Source organism: Staphylococcus sp. ACRSN, assembly GCF_022346615.1.
In the GTDB taxonomy this organism is placed as follows: domain Bacteria; phylum Bacillota; class Bacilli; order Staphylococcales; family Staphylococcaceae; genus Staphylococcus.
The window spans coordinates 156,916-179,135 of the sequence record NZ_JAKRNS010000002.1 but is presented as its reverse complement, the minus strand read 5'-3'; the positions used below and the strand labels follow the sequence as shown (position 1 = coordinate 179,135).

Genomic DNA, 22,220 nt, shown 5'->3' with positions numbered 1-22,220 from the left:
ATCTATTACACTTGATATCAAGTATCTTTTTATAATTATTACTAATTTATAATTATTATAATCTATTATACATTAGTAGAAGTAAAAATCTACCTAATTTTTAAATTTAATGATAATCATTACTTATAATTGATAATTTCTTTTGATTTCAATTTTCAATTAAAAATACTAATGACTTGTATTTAATAATAAAAAAGAATTTCAATATAAAGCTACATTTTAGTATGACGTATTATAGCGAGACACTTGAGGGAACAGGATAAGTTGAAAACTACAGGCTAAAGATATCTCCTAACAAAGCAAGCTAACAATACGAATTATTGAATTAAAAAAAGCACTTAGATAAATTGGATTAATTCATCTAAGTACTTTTTTCTGGGATTTATATCCCTCTTATTTTAATAATGAAGATTTATATTACCATCTCTTTTTAGAACTCTGTTAATAACGAAATGAATTGAAAAACTTTTAAATAAAGATGGTTCAATTCCCTCTATCTTTAGCAAACTATTACATTTTTATCATACTGTAGTTATTTGATTTAAAATTTTAGATACATGCCACCAGAATATGGCTCAGTCATTTTAAATCCAAATTTTTCGTATAGTTTATCTGCTGGGTAATCTGCGATTAAACTTACATACGTTCCTGACTCAGCAATTGACTTAATATAATCCATAATATCTTTCATTATTGTTTTACCAAACCCTTTTCCCTGATAATCCTTAGCCACTGCTACATCAATCACTTGAAATGCTGTACCGCCATCACCTATGACTCTTCCCATACCAATTAACTGACTGTTATCATAAATTGTTACATTAAACAATGCATTAGGCAGACCCTTTTCTGCTGCTGCATAAGATTTTCCGCTCATTCCAGCTTCTAATCTTAAATTGCAATATGCTTCTACCTCAGGTCGTTCATGTTTTATTTCTATCACTATCATCACCTCATACATTAAATTACAGTAATAAAACCATACATGCTACTTATAGGTATTTTTTCATTACAACTTGATTAGAAGATTTAAACACTTCATTATGGCTCGATACAAATCCTTCTGGTTTCGCTTCTGGTTCAATATATACCTTAGCTAAATTGGCAGCATTAGCAGCATCACTAAATGCACTTGCTATAAGATGTGCTTTTGCATCATGATAAATAATATCTCCACAAGCAAATAAACCATCAATACTTGTAGCAGTATTACCAAATCCTTTAATTCTATACTCATTGAACATATCTACTTTAGCAGATGATTGCTTTAATAAAGTATTTTCAACATCAAAGCCATGACTAATGATCACTTCATCAAACGTTTCTATAGTTTTTTCATTTGTTTCAATATCTTCAAGTACAACTTTATCAATTCTTGTACGCGTCTCATCACCAATCAATTGATGAATGTGTGTGTTAGGCATTTTTCGAACTTCTAATTCTTCGAGGACAGATTTCATTGCTTCATATCCCCTAATATCTGATTTTCTATAAATCAATGTAACACTTTTGGCATAACCACTTAAATCATTAGCCCAATCTAATGCAGAATTTCCTGCACCTGATATTAAAATATTTTTATCTTTAAATCGTTTAAGCGACTGCACAACATAATTCAAATTTGTTAGTTTATAGCGTTCAGCGTCTTTAATTTCTAATTGCTTAGGATTAATAATTCCGCCACCAATAGCTATAATAACTGACTTACTTTCAAAAATATGCCCTTTATCTGTTTCAACTTCAAAGTGTTGTTCAGCAATTTTTCGTATATCGACAACACGCGCTTCTAAATTAACTTCAGGATTAAAATATAAACCTTGTTTAATTGTATCTTGAATTACTTCATAACATGGTTTAGGTGCTAATCCCCCAATATCCCAAATAATTTTTTCTGGATATACATGCATCTTTCCACCTAATTTATCTTGAATATCTATAATTCTTACATTCATCCCTCTTAAACCAGAGTAAAAGCTCGCAAATAAGCCTGCAGGTCCACCGCCAATAATTATCACGTCATCCATTAAAATTGCCTCCCAAATTCTTCTACTATATTTATTCTATTATCCTACAATTGATAATGATTATCAATGTTTAGACTTTTATTCAATTATTTTTTCATAATATTACTTGTCTAATGCATATGAAAAGCGTCTAGGATTTATGTCGCGAAAAAACCCATTTTCTATATTTAATACAGAAAATGGGTTAATCTATCGTACAACCTATTTTAACTTTGTAATTAATCTCTTGGATCCTTAACAATTGCATTTCTTAATAGGAAAAATAATAATATAAAGCCAGCAGTTAATGTCGTATGACCAATACCCGTATAACCAGCGAAAGTTTCAGGTACCTTTAAACCAATAACTTGGTATGTACCTTTCATAAACATCATCCCTATTGTCGCGAAAACACCAATATTATAAATAATAAAAAACCAATTAAATAAATAATAACTACTTAATTTAAAAACTTTTTCAATCGGTAAAAGTATAAGATGCATAAACATCCCTAAAATTAATGTATGTGTATGTACTACAACGAGTTGGGTGTCTCCTGTAAAATGATGGGCCACTGTAAGCTCTCTATAATAGAATCCACTTAATAAACCTAAAATAGTATAAACCAAAAATGCATACAATATTCTGCGCATCTTTACGCCTCCTTATGTACATTATAGGACATGTCACTCTAAAATAAAGTGACAATTCAACAAACATGTACAAATATTTAAACTAGCTTAGCTGTTAGATTTTAATTAACTTCAATACTCTTATTGTATAATGATAAAGACTTATTTAAAACACCTTTTAACTTTGTCTGTAAGCATCATTTTTTCTAAAATAGTTACTAAAATTAAAAAATGACTTCACTTCTAATCCAAATGCTAATACTTGGAAAGTAAAGTCACCTTTTTAACAACATAGGTTTATTATTCAATTAAATTTACAATATCATGCTATCTTTAAATAATTAAGTCTTAAATTACGTATTTTCTTGTACTTCAATTTTATCAATCTTATCCACTTTTCTTTGAGAACCACCTTGCCAACTCACATTTAAATATGCTTCAACATTCTTCTTAGCAACTTCTATACCAATAATTTGTGCACCCATAGTTAATATTTGCGCATTATTACTTAACTGGGCGCGCTCTGCCGAATAGAAATCATGAGCCAAGGCAGCACGAATCCCATTTAATTTATTTGCTGTAATTGCGACTCCAATACCTGTACCACATATTAAAATACCACGCTCATTATTACCTTTTTGTATACTCTTACCAACTTCTAATGCAACATCTGGATAATCTGCTTCTGTACAATAATCACAACCAAAATCTTCAACTTCATGTCCAAGTTGTTCCACATGATATTTTACTGCTTCTTTCATATCATACCCATTGTGATCTGCACCTATTGCTATTTTCATGCTTCATTCCTCCTTAAAATTTTTAGACAACGAATGGCTTAAAGGTTTCTAACATGAGATAAGATGACATTGCCCCTGGGTCAATATGACCTTGAGATCGATAACCTAATCGTTTCGATCTACCTTTATTTGAAATAATTTCTTTTGTACTCTCCATACCATGCTTTGCTGCTTCTAATGCTTTTGAAAAGCCGCTATTAAAAGAATCTCCTTTACTTTGAGATTGCTCTAAAGTATCAAAAAATGGCTCTAACGTATCTATCATTGTTTTATCTCCGATTTCAGCCTTACCTCTTGCTTTAATACCTTTACTAAATGCAATCCAAAAATCAAATAAACTTTTATCGTCTAAAGTTTCTTTATTTTTTACAGCTACGGCAGCCTTTAAATAACCTGAAGCATAGAGTGGTCCTACAGAAGATCCGACTGCGTCTAAAAATGTTTTACCTACTGCGACACTTATTTTCGCAATATCATTTTGCTCTTGGAGTTCATTATTGATTACTTGTTTTACGGCTTGATAGCCTATATCCATTGTCACACCATGATCACCATCTCCAATTTTCCTATCAAGTTCACATAGCGTATCTTTTTCTTGTTCAAATAAATGGGTTAACGCTAATATATATTGTTTAAAGTCTTTTCCTGATACTGTCATAACACCTACCTCCTATATTTCTTTATAGTTAGGGCAATCAACTGGGTGTGAAATACATTCTTTTAATGTTTGATCCACTTTCATCAAGGTAATTGAAAATCCTCCCATTTCCATCGATGTAATAAAGTTGCCCACATAACTTTTATATGTGTTTATTTGATATTCATTGAGAATAGCTGCTACTTCTTTATTGATAATATATAATTCCATTTGAGATGTTGCACCTAAGCCATTAATTAATACGACGACATCATCATTTTCATGATAAATACCTTCTTTTAATATATTCTGCATAATAACTTGGACTGTTTCTTTTGCCGTTCTAATTGTTGTCTTTTCTATACCTGGTTCACCATGATGTCCTAAACCAATTTCCATTTCATTGTCTTCTAAGTCAAAACTTGGTTTCCCTGTCTGAGGTAAGTAACATGGACTGAGTCCAATTCCCATAGAACGTGTATTATCATTTGCAATTTGTGCTAAATGTCTGACCTTCTCTAAATCATAACCAAAATCAGCTGCTGCACCTGCAATTTTATATACGAGAAATTCTCCAGCAATACCTCTACGGTCATTGAGATCTTTAGAAGATGCAACATCATCATTGCCAATAACAACTGCAGTTTTAATATCATCTTCAACTTCGGTCATTTCACTCGCCATTTCAAAATTCATTAAATCGCCGGCATAATTTCCATATATATATAAAACACCATGTCCAGCATGTATCTCTTTCGTCACTGCTTGTATTGGAATAGGTGAAGGAGATGCAAAAATATTACCTACTGCTACGCCATCTGCCATACCAGATCCTACATATCCCAAAAATCCCGGTTCATGACCAGAGCCACCTCCAATTAATATACTTACCTTACGATCAGGGTGACGTTTTTTACCAATTAATGCTCTTTTGTGTAGTTCTGAACGTCTAATATAATCAGGATAAGCTATGACATATCCAGTCATTAACTCATCGATTACCTCGTTTGGATTGTTAATCATTTTTTTCATTTTCTTACCGCTCCTTTAATGTTGGGGTAATATTCATATGACTTAAGGGACAAGCACAATTTTCAATGAGTTGTCACCTTTTTTCATAAGCTCAAATCCTTCTTCAAATGATTCAAGTGGTAATTGATGTGTTACGACACCTTCTGTAGGAAAATCCCTCTTTTGAATACCATCAATAACTAATGGATAACAATAAGGTCCCAAATGGCTACCCAATAAATCCAATTCTTTGCGGTCAGAAATAATACTCCAGTCTACCGTAACGGGTTCTCCAAACACTGAGAACTCAACGAAACGACCTAATTTTCTAATTGCACTTAAACCCTGTTCTACAGATTTTGGATGTCCGGTTGCTTCAATATATATGTCACAACCATAGCCTTCAGTCATTTCTTTAATTTCTTTTACTACATCGACCTTGGCTGGATTCATAACGATATCTGCCCCAAATTGTTTCGCTAATTCTAGCCTTTCATCTTTCATATCTAATACAACAAGTGTCTCTGCACCTGATTTTTTTGCGGCTCCTACCATTCCTAAACCTAATGTTCCAGCACCAGATAATACTACAAAATCGCCTAGTTTAATATTTGCTCGCTGTACCGCATGTAAACTACAAGCATATGGTTCAATTAAAATTGCTTTTTCAATAGGTAAATCCTCAGGAACTTTATAGTTAATGGCTTCTTTGGTAAATTTCATATATTCTGCCATTCCTCCATTAACATTATTTTGAAAGCCATATAAATCATGTTTTTCACACATCCAATATTCTCCACGATTACAGAATCTACAATCCCAACAAGGTACAATTTGTTCAGATATAACTCGATCACCAATTTCAAAGTCAGTAACTTCCTTACCTTTATCAACTATACGAGCAATAAATTCATGTCCTGGAATCATAGGTGCTTTGATATAAGATGGTTGCGTCTCGTCTCCCCAAAAACTAGGTGCACCACCGTAAGCTTTTATATCTCCTGCACATATACCACATGCTTCAACTTTAACGATAATTTCTTTTGGATTATCAATTTCAGGTGTATCTACAGTTTCATATTTATAATCTCCTGGTGCATATGCAACGACTGCTTTCATTTTGTCTGGGTAATTTTTATTTGTCATAACGAACAACTCCCTGAATTTTTTAGAAAACGCTTTCATTTACAATTGTTAGTTTAATATATTTTTTCGTTTATTACAAATATTTTTTCATTTGTTTTCGTTTAGAATTGTTTTTGTTGGATTCAATAAAATATGTGTTAAAATATATTATGATTCTAAAGAGGATGTGATTGAATTTGAAAATGTACGCAGATGAGAGAAGAGAACATATATATGCTTATATCAAGTCACATAAACGCGCTACTGTAAAACAACTAGCTGATTATTTAAGTGTCACAGAAGCAACTGTTCGTAGTGATCTTAGAAGATTAGAAAGTGAAAATAAATTAACGCGTACACATGGCGGCGCAAAAGTAACCGAAAATATTTCATCAAAATTGAACTTTTCATATCGTTTAACACAAAAGCATAGTGAAAAATATAAAATAAGCAAATTTGCCATAAAAAAAATAAAACCACAGCAATGTATCATGATTGATGCGAGTTCTACAACATATGAATTAGCTAAATTACTAGCTGATACGACGATGGAATTAACCATAATTACAAATGGTTTAGAAAATGCAGTACTTTTGAAAGAAAACCCACATCTTACAGTGCTCGTGGTTGGAGGTTTTGTATCGGAAGATTCCAATGCGATAACAGGAAATATCGATTCTCAAATTTTAGAAATGTACCACATTGATTATTTCTTTTTATCTGCAAATGGTTTAACGCTACAAAATGGTTTAACAGACTTTTCTTTACCAGAAGTACAATTAAAAAAACAGATGGTTCAACAGAGTGAAAATGTAATTGCCTTAATTGATAGCAGTAAATTTGATGTATCATCTACGCTTTCATTCGCAAAAATCAATGAAATTGCTGAAGTCATCACTGATCAAGTGCCAGAACATAAATGGACACATGACGCACCATTCAAGATTACAGTTGCTGATAATTAAAAAAGAACCGAATCGCCTGAGATATAAATCCTAGTAAAATAAGCCAGTAAATGAATCTTATTTCATTTACTGGCTTATTATTTACAACACTTCATATTGTTATTTCGTTATATTAGGATAAGTTTCATCTATAATTTTCAACTGAAATTGCTTCATTAATCAACTTCAATTATACACGTTCAAAATCGAAAGCTTTTAAATATAAAAGCGAGCTAATCCATTTAGGATTAGCTCGCTTATTTTGTGATTGGATATTTAGATTTAGCCTAATTTTATTACTTAGATTCCACCAGTCCAACCTATTGTCGTAAACACATATAATACAATTGAACCAACAATAAGCCATATTAAAAATAAAGGGAGCATAAACTTTAGCCACGATACAAAATTGCCTTTCGCAATTGCTATCGCTCCAACTGTCGCGCCCAAAGTTGGCGTAACAAGGTTACCTAATCCACCACCAAATGACAATGCTGTTAATAACATTTGGTCATTCACACCTAGTGTATGTGTAACTGGTTGTAATATTGGAATCATTACACTCATCAATCCTGAGCCAGATGGAACTAGAAAATTAAATACTGTAGCTACTAAAAATATTAATGTAGAAACGATTCCTGGAGATGAACCATCTAGTTGTGTCGTTAAGCTATGTACAATTGTACTTAAAATTTGTCCTTTTTCTAAAATAACACTAATCGTGTTTGCCATAATAATTGCAAATGCTACGATTAACATTGGCTTAGCACCTTCAATAAATCCATCAACCATTTGACTTGGACTTAAACCCTTTACTAGGTACGCTATGACAAAACTGATACCAAATACTGTTATAAACACACCATTACCATAGTGCTCAGACCATTTTAATATACCGTTACCTAAAGCTAAAATAATAGGTGTGACAATAATCAATGTGACCACAAAATAATCTCTCATACTTACAATTACTTCATTTTGTTGTGACTGTTGTTTAGTATTATCATTATGTTGCAATTGCCATTCAGGTGTCGTCATTAAACTTTTATTAGGATTCTTTATTACGCGTTTCGCATACCATATGACATATAATAGCGTTACCATTAAAAATATAAGATACATAATTGCTCGTCCACCATAACCAGAATATAACGCAACCTGAGGATAAACGATTTGTCCTATCTTTGCCATTCCCGAGGGAGAAACTGAAAATGCCATATATAACGGTAAAAAGGTGATTGCTAATGCAGTAATTGGATCTAATTTCAAACGATTCACCAGAATAACACCTAATGTTACAAAGACAATCATTTGATCCCCACCTACAAAAAACCCAATAAATGCCATCAGTGTAAATAAACCAATTACTAAAGGTAACGGTCCTGCATATTCAAATCGATAAATTAAAGCATTTGTCACTTTTTTTACAGAATCAAGTTGTAAGATACCACCCATCGCACCACCAATAAATAATAACAGTGTTACAGTTTGGGCTGACTTCAAACCACCATTAAGTATTAATGTAGTGGCATAAAATGGATTAATACCATGTTGTTGTATGGAATGATAAGTACCTTGAATAATTGCGCCATCCTTTTTGGTTTCAAATGCGCCCGCAGGAATAACATATGTCAGCAAGCATGCAAACATCATCATCAAAAACATCATGAATAAAACATGGGGCATTTGAAATTTCTTTTTAACTTTTACATTGGTGCTCACACTATCATAATTCTGATTGTTATGAGCAATAGTCTCGTATGATGCTGCATTAGACTTCGACATTTATGTATACACTCCTTTAATTTTTATATTAAAACAATCATTCAGGTTTTATAGCGTATCTCGTACTTAATAAAAATGTTTGTAACATTTCTAGTCTTTCACGTTACTCATATGATATTAATTGCTTATTTTTCGTTTGGCATATCTGTTTTCTTTAAATGGAACACCTATATTTTCTCGTAATGTCTTACCTTTATAGCCTTGATGGTAATACCCCTTTTGTTCCAAGCGAGGTATGATTTCATTGATAAAGTCATCATATATTTTTCCATATATGTGTGGACCAAAGATAAATCCATCTGCTGCTTTTGCTTCAAACCATTCAATTAATAAGTCTGCAACTTCATCATATGTTCCAGTGAATGGAGAACGTTTGGCCGTTTCTTCTAAGGCAATTTCTCTTAATGTCAGATTGTTTGCTTTTGCCCTTTCAGCAATGGCTTCCGTCGTAGCTCGAAAACTATTTTGACCGATGTCGCCTAGTTCAGGGAATGGTGCGTCTAAATCGTATTGAGTGAAATCGTGATGATCATAATACCTACCTAAATAGTCCAATGCATCTTCAATAGTAGCTAGTGATTTAATTTCTGAAAATCGTTCTTCAACATCTGCATGCGTTTTGCCTATTACAGGTGACAAAATCGGATATATTTTCACAGTTTCAGGATCACGTCCATGAGATTTAGCCTGTTGTTTAATTTCATCATAATTCTTTTTTGCAACTTCAAGTGATTCACCGAGTGTAAATACAGCATCAGCATATTTAGCTGCATATGCTTGTCCTTTCGGCGATGCACCAGCTTGAAATATCACCGGTTGACCTTGTTCCGATCTTCCGGCATTTAATGGTCCTTTAACTTGAAAATATTTCCCTTTGTAATCTAATGTATGCATCTTATCTTTATCTAAATAGTTATGATTTTCAGCATCAAATTTAAAGGCATCATCTTCATACGAGTCCCATAATCCTTGAACGACTTGAATATGTTCTTCTGCTATATCATAGCGTTCATCATGTTCTGGATGTTCACCTTTTGAATAATTTTCCGCACTTCCCTCTAAAGGCGATGTAACAATATTCCAACCTGCTCGACCATGGCTAATACGGTCTATAGTTGCTAACTGTCTTGCCACTGTGAATGGTTCACTATAAGAAGTCGAAATCGTACCCACTAAACCGATCCGTGAAGTGATGGGTGCCAATGCAGCTAATAACGTTAGTGGTTCATGTCGATCTAAAAAATGAGGTATGGATTTTTCATGGATATACAGTCCATCTGCGACAAATAAAAAGCTAAATCCGGCATCTTCAGCTTTACGGGCTATATCTAATTGAAACTCAAAATTTGTACTTGCATTACTTGGTACTTCTGCTGATTTCCATGCATGCATATGACTACCAGGTCCATTGAGCATTATTCCAAAATCTATACTTTTTCGCGTCATACTATCCCTTCTTTCTTAAAATTCGCATTATGAATCGGTGCAAGTTGCTTAACTGTTTGTCTTCTCAAATCATGGTTTTGAACAGGCATATGTAACATAAATTCATCAATTAAGTTATGTTCATTTAATGTCTGTAATGCCTTTTTAATCTGAGTTGAACTACCTGTAAATACATCGATACTTTTTTCTTCAATATCAAAAGAGTCATTCGATTGTTGTCGGAACATTTCCACCTGTGCTGTTGTATTCACAGTTATTTTTCTTCCATCTTTGAAATGTAGTGCATAATTCGTACGTCCTTCTTCAACGATAGCTAGTTCATGATCCTGTTCAGCTACAACCGCAGCAACAGCTACAATCAAACGGCCTTTTGGATAAAGTTGTTTGTATTTATTTATTGCACTTATCATTGCTTCATTATTTGAATTAATGAAATAGGCAAATATAAATCCTACCCCTTCGTTTGCTGCAAGTTCTGCTGATTTTTCACTTGCACCTAATAAGAATATTTCAGGTTTCTCTAATTCATTCTTTCTAATCGTTGTTGCTAACTGATTGTACTCATCATCTTGAGGAAAATTATTGTTATTAAATTGATTTAACTGATGAAATTTTTCTTCAAAAGAAAACGCATTATCTTTTAATTCTCCTTGTAATGCTTTAGTAGCCAGAGGAAAGCCGCCAGGTGCTTTTCCAATTCCCAAATCTACTCTACCTGGAGCTAAATTGCTTATAAAATGAAATTGTTCAATGATTTTAAAAGGACTATAGTGTTGTAGCATAACTCCGCCTGAGCCCACTCTAATATGATTTGTCTGATTCAAAATATGTGTCACAAGAATTTCAGGGCTCGTACCAGCAACTTCTATCATATTATGATGTTCAGCTACAAAATATCTTTTATATTGTAATTTATCTGCGATCTGTGCAAGTTCTACACTACTTGCGATTGCTTCCCTAACAGTTTGATTTTGAACTATTGGGCTTTGGTCTAAAATACTTATATCTATCACATGACGACCTCCTATAATGAATTTTCTGAAAATGATTTAATCATATACTATGCCTCTCTCTGATTTTTGTCAACCATTCTTATCTATTTAGTCGGAATTAAAAACCAAATCATTAAAAAGGCTTATATATTACACAAATAATGCCTTCTTAAATGATTTTTTAATTTCTATTACAGTGCAGTATAACCACCATCAATTGTAATTACACTACCAGTTACAAACGAAGATGCATCTGAAGCCAAATATAGCGCTGCACCTTGTAATTCTTCTGGTACACCTGGTCTACCTAAAGGAGTGAATTTCATCCATGTATCTATCATATCTCCGCCTTGTGCAAAATAGTCTTTAGTTAACTCTGTCTTCATATATCCTGGAGCAATTGTATTAACCCGAATACCATGTTTTGCCCACTCACTTGCTAAACTTTTAGTAAACATAATTACTGCGCCTTTTGATGTATTATATGCTGCTTGAGGTTGTGGTGTATTCACTATAATACCTGACATTGATGATGTATTAATAATTGTCCCTTTTTGCTGTTGAATCATCACTTTTCCTACAGCTTGTGAAACTAATACCATACTATTAATATTGACATCCATATTTTTAAGCCAACGATCATATGGCATATCTTCAAATTTAATATGTTCATTAATACCAGCATTATTAAATAAAATATCAATATGTCCAAATTCATTTAGTACGTCTTGAACCATTGTTTCTACATCATCAATATTCGTAACATCAACCTTACATGCAATCGCCTTATTTCCAGTATTCATTTCAAATTCATTCGCCGTTTGTTTAGCTAAGTTATAATTAATATCCGCTATCACTAAATTGGCACCCGCTTCAGCTAAACCTTGTCCCATCGCTTTACCAAGTCCCGTAGCACCCCCAGTAATAATAGCAATACGATTTTTCAAATTAAATTGATCCCAAACACTCATAACGATTCCTCCTCTTTTTAAAATGTTTACATCACATTTTAAAGTAACTCCTATATGCATACAAAGAAAACGCTTTCCTACATATTAAAAACAGCTTAATTTCATAAAATCATCTCTCAAATTGTTCATCTACTAATATGCAATACGTTCAAAATCATGTTATTTTAAATATAAAAAAGAGCTAATCTATTAGATTAGCTCTCTTATTTTGATAAAGGATATTTGTCTACCATGCTCTCATAATAATTTATATTATATTTTTTTAATTCATTAATTGTTACCTAAAAGCAAACTTAATCACTTTACTTTATGAGGGTATCTCTGTACGCTTTTCGCTATGCTTTCTTACCAATGTTGCCGTTAAAATCGAGATGATACCGAATATCATAAATCCAATAAACATCCACATTGTTGCATTCATTTGCAATGATTGATCCATATATAATAGTTCTCTTAAATAATTAGCATAATGCGTAAATGGATTCCAACTCACAATATACTCCTGATAGAACTTAGGTAAAAATTGCTTTGGCAATGTTACCAATTGCATACTGAAGAACATTAGTAAGAAGAAAATCGGTATTGCCTTCATTCCTAACCATGACATTGTTCCTAATATTAATCCAATAAATGCAATAATAGCTATAGAAACATATACAGCAATTTTATTTATATCATCAAAGTTAAAGTCTTGAACTCCAGACATGAAATAAACATAACTAAAACCACCAATAAATGCTGTAACTACTGCTACAGCCATTTGAGCAAATGATGCAATCATACGTTGACTTAATTTAACATTATTACTTGTTCTAAATGCATAGAATAACAATACTGAACTTACTAATGCACTCATCCATACAGGCATAAACATTAAGAACGGACCATTACCGTTTGCTTGATGAGATTTCACTTTATTTATTTTTTCTTTATCAATGGATATTGGATTCGTTACGCCTTTAATATCTTTAGCAGACACTTTGACATCTTGTTTATTTAAGATTTCTAAACTTTGTTGTGAAATTTGATTATTAACATTTTCGCCAACTTTAGTTAATACATTATCTGCAATTTGTACGGCTTGCATACTAGCTCCACCATTAACAATTGTTTTAATCTTAGCTTGTTTTACGTCAGTAGTCGTTCCTGCTTGATTAGCCATTTGTTTCTTCATTTGTTGTAATTGTGCAGGTGGTATTTCCCCACTAGCAGCTTTTTCTTTCATTTCTGCTTTTTTACTGTCCATTACTATTTTTTGCGTTTTGGATAATGCGTTTTTTGAAAAGTCATGTTCAATTACTGCCACACCAAAATACTTTTGATCTTTCAAACCTTTACGCGCTTCTTTTTCACTGTTAACACTAACCCATTTAATTTTATCTGAATCACTATCTGTTAGTTTATCTTCTAAATTTTTTCCTACATTCACTTTTTGCCCTTGCACATCATTACCTTTATCATGATTGACAATTGCTATAGGTAAAGATTTAGGTGACGGATTATATGCAGGATAAAAAGCTGTCGCCAATATTATCAATAATACAATGATTGCAATGGGTACAATCCATAATAGTTTATTTTTAAAAATATTCATTAGTTTACCTCCTTAAATATACAATGTGTTGTTTAATTCATACTTTGTTTATTATAATGACGTTAAACGAATAAACAATATGCAATATACATCGTATTGTTCATTTATCAACAAAGTGTTCAAAATTGTCTATTTACTTGGAGGTTTTTTATGGAAAATGATAGACGCGTTAGAAAAACAAAAGCTGCAATAAAATCTGCATTTATTCAATTACTCACTGAAAAGGAATTAGAAAAAATTACCATCCGAGACATCACACAATGTGCAGATATTAATAGAGGTACATTTTATTTACATTATGAAGATAAATATCTACTGCTTTCGAGTTTAGAAGATGAGTACACTTTCGATTTAACTAATGAAGTAAACCTTGATCAGTATATCAATAGCAACTTACCACCTGATGTTTTTGCCAAAGTATTTACTGAACAAATTTTATTCAAAGTAGTCAATTATATATATAACCATATTGAATTTTATAAAGCGATATTCAACCTCGATAGAAAAAGTCAACTCGAAGAAAAAATAGCAAATTTAATGTATGGCAATATGAAAAAATTCTCTTCTATAGATAACAAAATTGCTGACGTTCCAATAGATTACTTTTTCAGCTACACATCAGGTGCAATGTTTGCGTTTATAAAGCATTGGGTTAAAGATGATAACCGTATGCCACCAACCGAATTAGTCAATCACCTTTTCAAAATCATATTTAATGGTCCTTTAAGGTTGATGGCAAAAGAACAAAAAATTGTAGAATAGCTAAATTTAACTTGTAATCTATTTATTTGTCCGATAATATTAAAAAGTATTTTATTAGAAAGGATATACTTGAATTATGATTACAGCATACAAACACGCAGTAACCAAAGAGATAATTGAAACTTCTCTAGATCATAACACGTCTTGGATTAACATTGTTGACCCATCAAGAGATGAAATAGAGACTTTAATGCAATTATATGATATACCTGAAGATTTTTTACGAGATCCTTTAGATTTAGAAGAAAGTGCTCGTGTAGAATATGATGAGGAATCAAGATATTCTTTAATTATTATCGATATTCCTATCGTTAATGATACAAATTTAAAAGTACTATCATTTATTACGATTCCATTAGGTATCATTATAGGTAATAAGAAGATTATGACCGTGTGTAATGTTGAAAATGAATTCCTTGAAAATTTCAAGCGACATAATATAAATCTTAATTTCCATAGCCGTTTTGCACTCAACATACTATTAACGATTGCAAATCATTATAATAGAAATCTTAGACTTTTAAATAAGACGCGACTTAGAATAGAGCGCGAGCTAAAGAATAATGTCACTAATAAGCAACTTTATAATTTGATGGAAGTAGAAAAAAGTTTAGTTTATTTCTTAGCTGCATTAAAAGGAAATGATAGTATCATTAAAAAACTTTTTAGATTACCAGCCATTAAACGATTTGATGAGGATGAAGATCTTTTAGAAGATTTAGTAATTGAAAATAACCAAGCAATCGAAACGACAGAGTTATATACAGATATCTTGGAAAGTATCACTACCTCTTATGCGTCTCTATTATCGAATGAAATGAATAATACGATGAAAACATTAACTTTATTTACAGTGTTCTTAACATTACCAACACTTGTCTTTAGTTTCTTTGGTATGAATGTTCCTTTACCATTAAACGAGCATAGTTATATCTCATGGCTTGTTATTATTGGTATTTCCTTAATTTTCGTTTCTTGTGTAGGTGCTTTTTTATGGAGAAAACAAAAACTTTAGTCTTACAATGCAAGCATTTAATTCGATACGCACTATATTAAAATGAGTCTTGGGTGTAAATCCCAGAAAAGAAGCACTCATATAAATTAATTCAATTTATCTGAGTGCTTCTTTTTTTATTCAATACTTCATATTGTTCGCTCTCTTTCATAGGGACAGCTTCATCCTGTGGTCTTCAGCTTGTCCTGTTACCTCAAAAGTCTCGCTTAAACTCGTTGTATAAATACGTATTTTCACACTGAAGTATTAAAAAATAAAGCCGTTATTAATAATTTAATAAACTCTACTAAATTAACGAGATGCTTTATGCATATAGTTTATAAACCTACTCAAATTGCACTATCTACGCATATTTCTACTTTAATTCCTAATAGTGATATAACAGAATTTTCAAATGAGAACATTGAAACTATAAAAACTGCTAATATCATGATGGCAAAACTTCATATCAACCTAAAAAGAAAACGTTAACTTCTATATTATATAAATAGAAATTAACGTTTATACTTTAGTCAGCGATATTTAAATCGCCGACTCGATTTATTTGTTGTATTTTAATAAGAACTTTTTTCTTATATATCTAACCTATTTAGGTGTATTTTTACAAGCATTTCTCTTTGAAAGTATGAATGTTAATACGAATGCGATAACAAACGTAATAATCATTGCGATTCCATAATGTAACCAACCATGATGTTGACCACTAATCGAGATAAATCCTGGAATACCCGCAGTACCTAATGCAATTGCTTTTACTTTAAATAGTGCGATATAAGCTGAACCAATTCCAGAACCTACGATAGCACCAATAAATGGATATTTCAATTTAAGGTTAACACCAAACATCGCTGGTTCAGTTATACCTAATAAAGAAGAAATACCAGCAGCTGATGCTACACCTTTTAACTTTTTATTCTCTTTAACAATAAAGAATGCTGCTAATGCTGCCGCACCTTGTGAAATATTAGACATCGTTGCTATAGGGAAGATAAAAGATCCACCTGTTTTTGCACTATCAGCGATAAGTTGTGTTTCAATCGCAATAAAACTATGATGCATACCAGTGATTACAATTGGCGCATAGAGCAAACCAAAAATCAAACCACCGATTGCTCCCCCAAATTCATATAACCAAGTTAAACCATCTGATAACCAGTAACCTAATGTTCGTGTGATTGGACCTACAAATGAAAATGTTAAAAATGCCGTAACTAATATAGATAATAATGGGGTTAATAAATTATCAAGTACTGTAGGTACAATTTTTCTAAGACCTTTTTCAATTTTCGATAAAATATAAGTTGCAACTAACATTGGTAAAACTTGACCTTGATAGCCAACTTGCTTAACTTCGAAGCCAAAAATATTCCAATGTGGAATTGTCTTACCTTGTTCTAAAGCTTTTGGATAATCGTAAGCGTTCATCAAATCTGGATGCACTAATATCATTCCTAATGCAGCACCAAGAAACGCGTTACCTCCAAATCGTTTTGCTGCACTAAATCCAATAAGTATTGGTAGTAAAGTAAATGGTGCGTTAGCGAAGATATTAATCATATCTGCCAAGCCTTTATATTGATTATGTACATCTATCAATGATTGATGATCATAAAAAATGCCTGGTGCTGTTAAGATATTATTGATCCCCATCAACAGACCACCCGCAACAATAGCAGGAATAATTGGAACAAATATATCAGATAACATTTTCACAAATCTTTGGAATGGATTTGCATTCTTACTTCCTTCTGATTTCACTTCCGCAGTTGTAGAAGCCTCTTTCCCAGTTAAATTTTCTAATTCTGCAAAAACTTTATTCACTGTTCCTGAACCAATAATAATTTGATATTGTCCACCAGTTGAAAATGTTCCCTTAACAACATCCATTTCAGATAATTGCTTTTCATCAACCTTACCTTCATCTTTCAATACGAGTCGCAAGCGCGTTGCACAGTGCGCCATCGCATCTATATTTTCTTCTCCACCTATAGCTGTCAAAATCTCTTCAGCAGATTTCTTATAGCTCATTAATAAGCCTCCTCATAAAATAGAACCGGTTCCAATTTCTTGTGATGCTTTTATTGTAATCGGTTTCAGTAAAGAACGCAATAGCTTTTTGCAACGTTTTTGTGACAACAATTAAATTTTTAATATCGTACACACATATTCAAATAGCTTTTATTATATATAATAAATAATATTACTTTCTGATACGTAACCTACTCATTGCATATTGATTTTTTAACTCAACCATTAAAAATTTTTAATTAGATTATTTTAACTTCACGATTTTGTTAGAAAATTATAATTAATTACCTTAAAATCTATAAATTTTGTTATATAATATAAACTATTAAGCGTTATACAATACATTTATTCAGGAGTTGCAGTATTATGAATAGTACGATTTATATACATAATTATCTAACAACTTGCTCTAGGCGTTGTATCGGAAAAATAAAGCTATTATTTTCATTAAATCATCAGCTTCAAATCAAACTAAATGGAAAAAACATCGCATTCAATCAAACATTGGTAATTATTAATCATAACGATTTATATGAAATCATACATGCAGAACATCTTGTTGAGGTAAATATCCCTCTTCAATTATTCAATGTTATTGATGATACGTTTTTTAATTACTATTTTAATTTCAAACTACTAAAATCAGAAAATTACATAAAACACTATATTTTTTGCATCATCGAAAAATTAAATAAAAATGAACATGTTACTAGTAATTCATTATTAGAAGTGATTAAAATATTGATTGAAGAAACTAGAGTTAAATTGCATCAACACTACCTACCTTCTGTCATTACTGAAAATTCTTTATTGAACAAGATCATTGATTTTATACATAATCACGCAGTAAAATCGGTTAGTTCGAAAGAAATTTCAGATCGCTTTTTTGTTACTGCTCCGTACATATCAATATTATTCAAACAACACTTAGGATTAACTTTCAAAGCTTATGTAACTAGTTTAAAAATTGCTTTATCATTTAACCCATTACTTCAAAGCGATAATCCTATTCAAATCATCGCTGAAGCATTAGGATTTAAGCATTACTCAAGTTACACTCAACAATTTAAATCTTTGTTAAATGAAACGCCAAATGTTTTTAGGAAAAAATTTTTATCAACGTCACAAACTTCAATTAATTTATTAAGCCCTGATAATATGAACATTTCAACATATATTGATAGTTTTTCTTCTCAATCATTGGATGATTATCCATTGCATAACATTGATTTAAATCATTTAAATTATAATAATACAACTAAGTCCCCGGTCATATTTATCCATACTGATGATTTGATTGAAATAATGCAGTCTAATTTAATTTCAAAACTTGCATTTAACGACATTGCCGATGTTTATTTACTCATTAATAATATAGGCTGTTTTAACCTAGAAAAATTAAACTTACTTGCCATTATCGATTTTATTGATGGCTTATTTTCTCAAAATGTACGCTTAGGACTCCGTATTAAATCAAAAGATGAATATAGAACGATTGAAAATATGATTATTCAATTATTGAATACGAAACCCAAATATTACCTTCAAAAATATATGCATTATTTTTTATTACTATTCGACACAGACTTCCTTTATTTAAAGGATATTAATGATATATATTTAAAATCTCAAAATTTGAATATAAAGGTAAAATTAGCCATTTCAATAGAGGGTACTGTTAAGCAAATAAAATCAGTTAACAAAGCTTTTGAATATTTATCCAAATATCACTTTGATTATTATTTTATTGATATAGAATCTTCACAAACAAGAGCTTGTTTAAATAAATATTCTTCCTACTTTGACCGTTCTATGAGCTATTTGGACTATTTCAATAAAATTATCAGTCTTACAAACATATCTAAAACGAAATTTGTTTACGCTCATGTAAGTAAACATTGCTTTAAACTCTATGACGAACAACAACCATTATCCTTATCTGATTTAATGTGTCATATGTTGATAATTATTCAACAAGGTGCAGGAGTTGGTTATAAACTAATAAAAACAAATATCAGTGATCTTTCTATCATGAACAGTCATTATATGTATGAACCACTCATGTACTTATATCAATTTTTAAAGCCTTTTATAAATAGACCATTAGCAATGGATGAAAATTTATTCATTGCTAAAGACAAATATTATATACACATTCTATTATTTAATTGTACTGAACATACGATATCACCACAGTCATCTAAAAAATTTAATTTTTTATGTTCTGATTTAACAACATCAAACGTCTTATTTATTCAAACATTGAATCGTCATCATGGCTATATCGATTATGCATTGCCACCATCATGCAATTCAATTGGTCTTGATAAAAAATTATTATATTATATCGGTCAATCAAGTTATCCAAAATCTGAAATTAGACAATTGGAGACAAAAAACCAACAAATCATTTTTGAATTACACAATAATGAAGTAAAGTATATACGTCTATCAATAATTTAAGTGTATATACTTAAATATCTTTGTAACTTTGTGAAGAAATGAGTACTTTTATCTAGTATTCATTGCATTCATTATCTATTTTAGATATAACTGAGAGAAGGAAGAGAAGAAACCAATAAAAAGGAGTATCTTATCTTGAAAAATAAAAAAGGGTTTGCAATTATTCTAAGTGCTATCATGGTGATCGTTGCCGTTGTACTTGTAATTATGATGATGTCTAGTGGTCAAAAAGAAATTTATTATGGTTACATGAAAAATAGTACAACTGCTGAAAAAGTTATTAGTGAAAAAGACCATGAAGTCGAAAAAAATGTTAAATTGCCTGCAGAATCAGGTTTCTCACCTAAGCATGGTGATTTCGTAAAATTAGTAAAATCCGAAGGCGATGAATCATTTAGTAATATGAAGGTAGTAAAACATGATGATGTTCCACATGGTCTTATGATGAAAATTCATGATATGGGTGGCATGAAAGGCATGTAATGAATATACATTATTCATAAACATGTCCTATATCACTAAAAAGAGCCGATTGAAATTTGTGATTTCAATCGGCTCTTTTTTAACTAGCAAAGATGTCCTAGTCTTAAATTTTTGTCAGAAATAAATTATTTATATTGATTTTAAATATGCTTTACCCTTTTCTTTATCATAAACATTTTCCCATTTCGCTATAACAATTGTAGATAAAGCATTCCCCATAACATTCACGCATGTTCGAACCATATCCAACAATCGATCAATACCAATGATTAATGCTAAACCTTCAGCTGGCAATCCCATAGAAGTAAGTGTTGTAATTAATACAACTATCGATACACCCGGAACTCCTGCCATGCCTTTGGAAGCAACCATTAATGTAACCATCAACATTATTTGTTGACCAATAGACATATCTATACCATACATCTGAGCAACAAATAACGCTGCAATAGACTGATATAAAGCCGATCCATCTAAATTAAACGTATAACCTATTGGTACTACAAATGATGTCACGTCCTTTGGCGAGCCAAATCTTTCCATTTTTTGCATAATAATTGGTAATACAGACTCGGAACTAGATGTTGAAAATGCTAATATCAATTCATTTTTCAATATTTTCATAATAGAAAAGATATTAACGCCACACATTTTAGCTACAATTCCTAATACGACGACTACAAAAAAGACCATCGCGCCTATTACAACTAATAATAATTTAAGTAATGGAAGTAATGCCGCTGCTCCAAACGTCATAATTGTCGTACAAATAAAAGCAAAAACTCCTAATGGCGCAAGTTTTAATATTTTATTAATCATCCAAAACACAGCATCTAATGTACCACTTAATACATCTTTAACTGGTTTTCCTTTGTCTCCAATAACCGACAGACCAATACCAAAGAAAACGGCAAAGAAAATGATTGGTAACAAATCCCCTTTATTTAATGCTTCAAAAAAGTTTGTCGGTACAATATTTACAATAGTATCAATAAAATGATTTCCATATGTAGAATGTTCGGCAGCCTTTGCTGACGATTCGTAAGTTGATATGTCACCTTTTGGCAGCTTATCAGGATCCAGTCCTATTCCCGGTTTAAATATATTTGCAAAAATAATACCTAACCCAATAGCTACAGTAGTTATAATTTCAAAATAAACGATTGTCTTTACACCATATCGTCCAACTGTTTTAGATTCACCTACATTAGAAATAGATAAAGCTAATGAACAGAACACAACAGGTATTACAATCATCTTAATTAGATTTAAGAAGATGTCGCCAAACGGTTTAATATAGTTGACGAGTTCTTCATGTCCGTATAGCAATAGTCCAACAATTACACCTAATACCAGTGCAATAACAACTTGCATTGGTAAACTTATTTTTTTAAAAATTGCCATGATGTTTCTCCCCTTCTTCTGACAGAATAATTATAGCAAAATAAATATAAATTAGATATAAAATTTTTACGCTATAAAGTACAAAAGAACCCTAAATAACACTTATCACACCTACTTTGATTAAA

At 31.4% G+C, this 22,220-nt stretch carries 20 protein-coding genes; 6 read left to right on the top strand and 14 right to left on the bottom strand.

Translation table 11 applies throughout. The features are described 5' to 3' along the window. Window positions 1-541: 541 nt before the first annotated feature. The 7 genes from MHZ36_RS02570 to MHZ36_RS02540 all read right to left on the bottom strand — a co-directional run bounded on the left by MHZ36_RS02570 (window position 542) and on the right by MHZ36_RS02540 (window position 6,229). Window positions 542-949: a GNAT family N-acetyltransferase gene (locus MHZ36_RS02570; protein WP_239229433.1), complete on the bottom strand. Its 408-nt coding sequence runs from the start codon at window positions 947-949 to the stop codon at window positions 542-544. Window positions 950-992: 43 nt separating this feature from the next. Continuing rightward, the gene (locus MHZ36_RS02565) at window positions 993-2,024 is read right to left on the bottom strand and encodes an NAD(P)/FAD-dependent oxidoreductase (protein ID WP_239229431.1); all 1,032 of its coding nucleotides are present in this window, start codon (window positions 2,022-2,024) and stop codon (window positions 993-995) included. A gap of 218 nt (window positions 2,025-2,242) precedes the next feature. Beyond that, on the bottom strand, window positions 2,243-2,656 hold the full coding sequence (locus tag MHZ36_RS02560) for a DUF2871 domain-containing protein (RefSeq protein WP_239229429.1): 414 nt from the start codon (window positions 2,654-2,656) through the stop codon (window positions 2,243-2,245). Window positions 2,657-2,988: 332 nt separating this feature from the next. After that, window positions 2,989-3,435, bottom strand: coding sequence for a ribose 5-phosphate isomerase B (gene rpiB, locus MHZ36_RS02555; RefSeq protein ID WP_239229427.1), 447 nt, complete (start codon window positions 3,433-3,435; stop codon window positions 2,989-2,991). Between the two features lie 22 nt (window positions 3,436-3,457). Further along, window positions 3,458-4,093 carry a dihydroxyacetone kinase subunit DhaL gene (dhaL, locus tag MHZ36_RS02550; protein WP_239229425.1) on the bottom strand — a complete coding sequence of 212 codons (636 nt, stop codon included), beginning with the start codon at window positions 4,091-4,093 and terminating at the stop codon, window positions 3,458-3,460. 12 nt (window positions 4,094-4,105) lie between these two features. Continuing rightward, the gene (locus MHZ36_RS02545) at window positions 4,106-5,104 is read right to left on the bottom strand and encodes a dihydroxyacetone kinase subunit DhaK (RefSeq protein ID WP_239229423.1); all 999 of its coding nucleotides are present in this window, start codon (window positions 5,102-5,104) and stop codon (window positions 4,106-4,108) included. A gap of 42 nt (window positions 5,105-5,146) precedes the next feature. Beyond that, window positions 5,147-6,229, bottom strand: coding sequence for an MDR/zinc-dependent alcohol dehydrogenase-like family protein (locus MHZ36_RS02540; RefSeq protein ID WP_239229421.1), 1,083 nt, complete (start codon window positions 6,227-6,229; stop codon window positions 5,147-5,149). A gap of 176 nt (window positions 6,230-6,405) precedes the next feature. Between MHZ36_RS02540 and MHZ36_RS02535 the strand changes: the two genes are divergently transcribed. Next, window positions 6,406-7,173: a DeoR/GlpR family DNA-binding transcription regulator gene (locus MHZ36_RS02535; protein WP_239229639.1), complete on the top strand. Its 768-nt coding sequence runs from the start codon at window positions 6,406-6,408 to the stop codon at window positions 7,171-7,173. A gap of 279 nt (window positions 7,174-7,452) precedes the next feature. Here the strand turns inward: MHZ36_RS02535 and MHZ36_RS02530 are convergent, their stop codons facing one another. The 5 genes from MHZ36_RS02530 to MHZ36_RS02510 all read right to left on the bottom strand — a co-directional run bounded on the left by MHZ36_RS02530 (window position 7,453) and on the right by MHZ36_RS02510 (window position 13,940). Continuing rightward, window positions 7,453-8,937, bottom strand: a complete 1,485-nt coding sequence (locus MHZ36_RS02530; RefSeq protein WP_239229419.1) for a Na+/H+ antiporter NhaC family protein — start codon at window positions 8,935-8,937, stop codon at window positions 7,453-7,455. A gap of 117 nt (window positions 8,938-9,054) precedes the next feature. Beyond that, window positions 9,055-10,383 (bottom strand): LLM class flavin-dependent oxidoreductase, encoded by a 1,329-nt coding sequence (locus tag MHZ36_RS02525; RefSeq protein ID WP_239229418.1) that lies wholly within the window; start codon window positions 10,381-10,383, stop codon window positions 9,055-9,057. Continuing rightward, window positions 10,380-11,396, bottom strand: coding sequence for an MsnO8 family LLM class oxidoreductase (locus MHZ36_RS02520; RefSeq protein WP_239229417.1), 1,017 nt, complete (start codon window positions 11,394-11,396; stop codon window positions 10,380-10,382). The genes MHZ36_RS02525 and MHZ36_RS02520 overlap by 4 nt, the downstream gene beginning before the upstream one ends. A 170-nt stretch (window positions 11,397-11,566) precedes the next feature. Further along, window positions 11,567-12,346 (bottom strand): SDR family NAD(P)-dependent oxidoreductase, encoded by a 780-nt coding sequence (locus MHZ36_RS02515; RefSeq protein ID WP_239229416.1) that lies wholly within the window; start codon window positions 12,344-12,346, stop codon window positions 11,567-11,569. A gap of 307 nt (window positions 12,347-12,653) precedes the next feature. After that, on the bottom strand, window positions 12,654-13,940 hold the full coding sequence (locus MHZ36_RS02510) for a YhgE/Pip domain-containing protein (RefSeq protein ID WP_239229415.1): 1,287 nt from the start codon (window positions 13,938-13,940) through the stop codon (window positions 12,654-12,656). A gap of 150 nt (window positions 13,941-14,090) precedes the next feature. Between MHZ36_RS02510 and MHZ36_RS02505 the strand changes: the two genes are divergently transcribed. The 3 genes from MHZ36_RS02505 (at window position 14,091) to MHZ36_RS02495 (ending at window position 16,188) form a co-directional block, all read left to right on the top strand. Then, a complete protein-coding gene (locus MHZ36_RS02505; protein ID WP_239229414.1) occupies window positions 14,091-14,702 on the top strand; it encodes a TetR/AcrR family transcriptional regulator in 612 nt (203 codons plus the stop codon). Between the two features lie 76 nt (window positions 14,703-14,778). Further along, window positions 14,779-15,717 carry a magnesium transporter CorA family protein gene (locus tag MHZ36_RS02500; RefSeq protein ID WP_239229413.1) on the top strand — a complete coding sequence of 313 codons (939 nt, stop codon included), beginning with the start codon at window positions 14,779-14,781 and terminating at the stop codon, window positions 15,715-15,717. Between the two features lie 306 nt (window positions 15,718-16,023). Then, entirely contained in the window at window positions 16,024-16,188 is a 165-nt protein-coding gene (locus tag MHZ36_RS02495) for a hypothetical protein (RefSeq protein WP_239229412.1), read from the top strand. Between the two features lie 114 nt (window positions 16,189-16,302). On the opposite strand, the gene MHZ36_RS02490 is transcribed toward MHZ36_RS02495, so the two are convergent. Further along, a complete protein-coding gene (locus MHZ36_RS02490; RefSeq protein ID WP_239229410.1) occupies window positions 16,303-17,745 on the bottom strand; it encodes a sucrose-specific PTS transporter subunit IIBC in 1,443 nt (480 codons plus the stop codon). A gap of 366 nt (window positions 17,746-18,111) precedes the next feature. Here MHZ36_RS02490 and rsp point away from each other — a divergent pair, with 366 nt between their 5' ends. Together rsp and MHZ36_RS02480 are read left to right on the top strand one after the other, a co-directional pair. Further along, window positions 18,112-20,208, top strand: a complete 2,097-nt coding sequence (rsp, locus tag MHZ36_RS02485) for an AraC family transcriptional regulator Rsp (protein ID WP_239229408.1) — start codon at window positions 18,112-18,114, stop codon at window positions 20,206-20,208. 135 nt (window positions 20,209-20,343) lie between these two features. After that, window positions 20,344-20,691, top strand: coding sequence for a DUF4889 domain-containing protein (locus MHZ36_RS02480; RefSeq protein ID WP_239229406.1), 348 nt, complete (start codon window positions 20,344-20,346; stop codon window positions 20,689-20,691). Between the two features lie 129 nt (window positions 20,692-20,820). On the opposite strand, the gene MHZ36_RS02475 is transcribed toward MHZ36_RS02480, so the two are convergent. Continuing rightward, window positions 20,821-22,095, bottom strand: coding sequence for a cation:dicarboxylate symporter family transporter (locus MHZ36_RS02475; RefSeq protein WP_239229404.1), 1,275 nt, complete (start codon window positions 22,093-22,095; stop codon window positions 20,821-20,823). Window positions 22,096-22,220: the final 125 nt, after the last annotated feature.